Annotated in this window: 5 protein-coding genes and 1 pseudogene; 1 reads left to right on the forward strand and 5 read right to left on the reverse strand. The window is 49.7% G+C overall.

Annotation, left to right across the window (positions count from 1 at the left end):
* The 4 genes and pseudogenes from BLT02_RS16525 to BLT02_RS16535 all read right to left on the reverse strand — a co-directional run.
* Positions 1-210 (reverse strand): annotated as a pseudogene (locus tag BLT02_RS16525) (chloramphenicol acetyltransferase); the annotation flags it as partial.
* 5 nt (positions 211-215) lie between these two features.
* On the reverse strand, positions 216-695 hold the full coding sequence (locus BLT02_RS16530) for a GNAT family N-acetyltransferase (protein ID WP_092998104.1): 480 nt from the start codon (positions 693-695) through the stop codon (positions 216-218).
* Positions 695-868 carry a hypothetical protein gene (locus BLT02_RS17450; RefSeq protein ID WP_175453916.1) on the reverse strand — a complete coding sequence of 58 codons (174 nt, stop codon included), beginning with the start codon at positions 866-868 and terminating at the stop codon, positions 695-697. The genes BLT02_RS16530 and BLT02_RS17450 overlap by 1 nt, the downstream gene beginning before the upstream one ends.
* Before the next feature lie 145 nt (positions 869-1,013).
* The gene (locus BLT02_RS16535; protein WP_092998107.1) at positions 1,014-1,634 is read right to left on the reverse strand and encodes a TetR/AcrR family transcriptional regulator; all 621 of its coding nucleotides are present in this window, start codon (positions 1,632-1,634) and stop codon (positions 1,014-1,016) included.
* 353 nt (positions 1,635-1,987) lie between these two features.
* Here BLT02_RS16535 and BLT02_RS16540 point away from each other — a divergent pair, with 353 nt between their 5' ends.
* Positions 1,988-3,967: an oxidoreductase gene (locus tag BLT02_RS16540; protein ID WP_092998110.1), complete on the forward strand. Its 1,980-nt coding sequence runs from the start codon at positions 1,988-1,990 to the stop codon at positions 3,965-3,967.
* 326 nt (positions 3,968-4,293) lie between these two features.
* Here BLT02_RS16540 and BLT02_RS18070 read toward each other — a convergent pair whose 3' ends face one another.
* Positions 4,294-4,428: a flavodoxin family protein gene (locus BLT02_RS18070; RefSeq protein WP_347475066.1), complete on the reverse strand. Its 135-nt coding sequence runs from the start codon at positions 4,426-4,428 to the stop codon at positions 4,294-4,296.
* Between the last annotated feature and the right edge of the window lie 82 nt (positions 4,429-4,510).

A 4,510-nucleotide genomic window follows, 5' to 3' on the forward strand; every position in this document is an offset into this window, starting at 1 on the left:
TGCTATCTGACAAAACTTCCCGATGATTAGCTTATCGCCGTTCCATTCATAGTGGTGTGTAACATGGCTTTCAAACTCAGAATCAGCAATGTATGTAAAATCTCCGACGATAATGTTGGGATTTGAAATCGTCGGTTTTACATATATTTCTTTATCGTATCCGGCAATCGGATGGATCACATTCGGGTCAGGTCTCTTCCCGTTTTTCATGATGCTCACCTCCACAAACATCGATTTTTCCACTGCATTATGTGATATCCGGAACTATCATCCACGAATCCTACTGAACGATACAAAGGATATCCATCCTCCGTGGCTTTCAGCTCAACAACTGAGATTTTCATTCTATTTGCCTCAGAGAGCAAAGCTTCCATGATCATTCTTGCGTACCCTTTCCGTCTATAGGACGGGCAGGTATATACATTCAGAACCATTCCTGTTCTTCCATTGATGAATGCCGGACTCATTGGTTTTTCCACGGTCAGAAAGAAAGCGCAAGAAACGATGTTTTGGCCATCCCGGATTACATAGACGAACAGATCTTTGTCCAGATGCGCCTGAAAATAACCGGGCAATTCCCTTATGATGGCTGCAAGATCTTGAGCATCAAGACTGCCATTGTCTTCGATCAAATAGCTGATGCGCATTTTAACAAGAGCTTTAATATCTTCCGTTTCGGCTTTTTCAACATTCATCAGACATGTCCCCTCATCCTGTTTTTCCTGAACAAAAGATTGTTCACACGCTCTGAAATGAACAGTTCTGTATCCGTTTCCACCAGGTCATAGCTTTCTATGACCGACTTATTATGCTTCGCAAGAACTTCCTTATATCCACTTGTAGATAGCCTGCGGAGTTGCGAAGCCAAACACAGCCTGCATGTCCTTTACGGAAATGCAGGCAGCAATTCGCATCCTGTTGATGTTCTGACCGGCTGCAACAACGTTGATGTAAGGAACAGGTATCAAGTTGCACCCCCTGTCCGGCAGCATAACCGACACGGGGAGAGCTGGTTACTCCCTGATGCTCTCTCTATAAGGGGAGAGATAATGGTTAATAATCCGGTAAAGGATCTTCTCTACATCCGGGTTTCCGTCATTCAAACACCATTCAAAAACACAGCCTTTTACAATCGTGCAGATATCCTTACACAAAGTGTGAATATCTGCCGATGGGGTTATATAGCCGGCTTCCTGGGCAGCATTCAGTTCTTTTTCACTTCTTGCCATCACTGTTTCCGGAGCAAAGCATCCATCCTCTTCCCCCATATAAGCAGAGAGGGAACGGTTGCCGGTTGAATAAAAACTTTTCATAAAATCAAGTCCGAGTTCCATGTAGCGACCGATCAGAAGCATATACAGTTCGCTGATCCGGTCTCCTGGCTGTGACAGATCAGTCTGAAGGGAAAACCCATCGAACGAAGTCTCCCGTAAAAAAAACATCATCAGATCATCCTTGTCCCTAAAATAATGATAAAAGGTGCCTATAGACAGATCCGCTTCTCTGCAGACACTTCGCACAGTGACGGCGTCAGCCCCTTTTGTACGGATGAGTGTGACTGCTGCATCGATGATCTTTTTCCTGCTGTCTGGATTGTCCTCACCTTTTGATGGACGGCCACTTCTTCTGGGCATTTTTTTACCTCTCTTAAATAAAACAAGTTCGATTCATGGACTGAGTATATAGCATCTGAAATCGGATTGCAAATAATGAAGGCATTCCAGTTGGATACTTCCGCCGGGATCCATGCAGTGCCTTTCTCTGTCATTGGAAGATACGGAATATAAATGTATAAAATATAAAACATGTTCTATTAATGTTGACGAACGAATGAGCACAGGTTATTGTGAATATATAAAACATGTTCGATTTGCAAATCAAGAACTAATATTAGATTTTTCAACAGACAAAAAAAGATCCAATAATGTTTCTTCTTTAGTATCACGGCTGCGTGCCGCAAACACCCCCGAATGAAAAGAGGTATGCTATGTACGAAAAACTAATGGAACCCGGAATGATCGGCAGGATGAGTCTTCGAAACAGGATCGTCATGTCTCCGACTGAGACACATTTCACGGCATCTGACGGTATGCTGACATGGCCGGAGATCGATTACTATGCCCGGCGTGCAAAAGGCGGCGTCGGCCTGATCATCACTCAGCAGACCCAGGCCTGCGCGCAGCTGGATCCCATCGATCCCTACCCCAGGTCGGCAAGGCTGGATGACGATGCCTATATTCCGATGATGTCCGAGCTTACGGAAGCAGTCCATCTGCAGGGAGCAAAGATCGCGGTCCTGCTCACACCCGGCGGCGGCGCACAGGCCATGGGCTCTCCCTATGAGACCGGCCGCTCCGGCATCGATGAGCCCATGAATGTCGGTCCCAGCGAGATCCGCTGTCCTGTCGCAGACCGTCCGGTCCGCAGGCTGAGTGTGGAGGAGATCCATCAGTTTGTCAGGACCTACGGCCAGAGCGCCCTGCGTGCAAAAAAGGCTGGCTTTGATGCAGTCGCCATCCACGCCCACGCGGGATACCTGATCTCCCAGTTCCTCTCTCCCTTTTTCAATAACCGGGACGACGAATACGGCGGAAGCCTTGCCAACAGGGCCAGGTTCCTCCTGGAGCTGGTCGCGGAGGTGCGCAGGGTCAACGGCCCCATAATGCCCATTATCGTCCGCCTCTCCGCAGATGACGGGATCGGGGAGAAGGGAAGACAGATCAATGATACTGTGGAACTGGCAAAGATGCTGGAGAATGCAGGTGTGGACGCCATCGATATCGCCGGCGGCACACAGCAGGTCATGGCCTGGGTGTTCCCGACGATCTACCACGAAAAAGGCATGTTCACAAGCTATGCCGGACAGGTCAGGCAGGCTGTCAGCATTCCGGTGCTGGTCTCCGGCCGCATGCAGGATCTGGAGTTTGCGGAAAGTGTTCTGGAAAAGGGCGAAGCAGATTATATTTCCTTTGCGCGTCCCCTGATTGCGGATCCAGATCTTGCCAACAAGCTGAAGGCAGGCGAAGGCGAGTGTGTCCGCCGCTGTGTGGGCTGCAACCACTGTATCGGCGTGCGCATCTGGAACAATAACACCCTGCACTGCGCCATCAATCCCCTGGCGGGCAGAGAGTCAAGATACCCGCAGGGCGTCAGCAGGACAGATGTCAAAAAGCATGTGGCCGTGATCGGCGGCGGTGCCGCAGGCTGTGAAGCCGCTTATACAGCGGCCCTCAGGGGGCATGAAGTAGACCTTTATGAGCGTGCCTCCGAACTCTGCGGCGGCCAGGTGAAGCTGGCCAGCGCACCGCCCTGCAAGGACATCCTGCACCATATCCCGAAGTTCTTTACCGCTGTGTTTGCAAAGATGGAAAATGTGCACGTACATCTGAATACAGAGATGACAGCGGAAGATGTGAAGAGCCTGAAGACAGATGCCGTCCTGCTGGCGACGGGCGGTCAGATTTTCGTGCCCGGCATTCCCGGTGTAAAGGGAAATCCCAATGTCATTCCTGCCGACAAGGTCCTGGACGGGACAGAAAAGCTGACTGGAAAAGTGCTGATCGCAGGCGGCGGCCAGATCGGCATCGAGACCGCACACCTTTTGCATGAGCAGGGTCTGGACGTGACTGTCGTGGAGATGCTTGGCGACATCCTCATGAAGGAAGAGCCGCTGACCCGTGCGACCATTATGCCCGTTATCCTGGGATCCGGTATGCAGATCCTGACCGACCACCGGATCGAAAAGGTCAGCGAACATGCTGTGACCGTGACCGACCTGCACACGCAGGAAGCAAAAGACCTTCCCTTCGATACCATGGTCATGGCTCTTGGAACAAAGCCCTATAATCCGCTCGAATCTGCAGCCAGAGAGGCCTTTTCCGATGTCCGCGTGATCGGCGATGCACAGGCAACCGCCAATATTGCGGAGGCAACCAAAGCCGGTTTCTTTGCCGGAATGAATCTGTAACCAACCGGAGCTGCATAAGCCGAAAGGTTTCTTTACCGGATTAAACATTGTCCAACGTGCAGCCATCGTGACTATTCAAATATTAAAGGGGCAAAGGGGCCACTGAACCGCGCCCCGTACAGTAGACAATAGATAAATATAATGTTTCTGCCATCAGATTTCGGTCTGATGGCATTTTTACGCTGCGCCATATTTTACAAAACGCAAAACTAAAAGATGTCGATCTCTTTTTCAGCAGAGATCAGTTCGACATATACCGATTTGGTGCCGGATACAGGACAATTATTCCACCAAAAGCTTGAACGCCAAACTTCAGTTCAATGCTTTCAGCAGAATGCCATGTTCTGTCCAAGATTCCGCATGTTGTTCATGCCTTCCTCATCCTGCTCCATATCGCCCGGCATCTGACCATAAGCCATATTCCAGTAGTTGGAGCCCGCAATGAACATCTCATGGTTCAATAAGATGTTAGTCCTGTAATACTCACTATATCAAACCATTACATAACCTCTCCAGCCGCGCACGGAATAGTATGAATCCGCG

This window comes from Sarcina sp. DSM 11001 (assembly GCF_900101015.1).
Classification (GTDB): Bacteria; Bacillota; Clostridia; order Lachnospirales; family Lachnospiraceae; genus CAG-791.

Coding starts and splice junctions, on each gene's coding strand:
- BLT02_RS16530 (WP_092998104.1), bottom strand. CDS start 695: ATGAATGTTGAAAAAGCCGAAACGGAAGATATTAAAGCTCTTGTTAAA.
- BLT02_RS16535 (WP_092998107.1), bottom strand. CDS start 1,634: ATGCCCAGAAGAAGTGGCCGTCCATCAAAAGGTGAGGACAATCCAGAC.
- BLT02_RS16540 (WP_092998110.1), top strand. CDS start 1,988: ATGTACGAAAAACTAATGGAACCCGGAATGATCGGCAGGATGAGTCTT.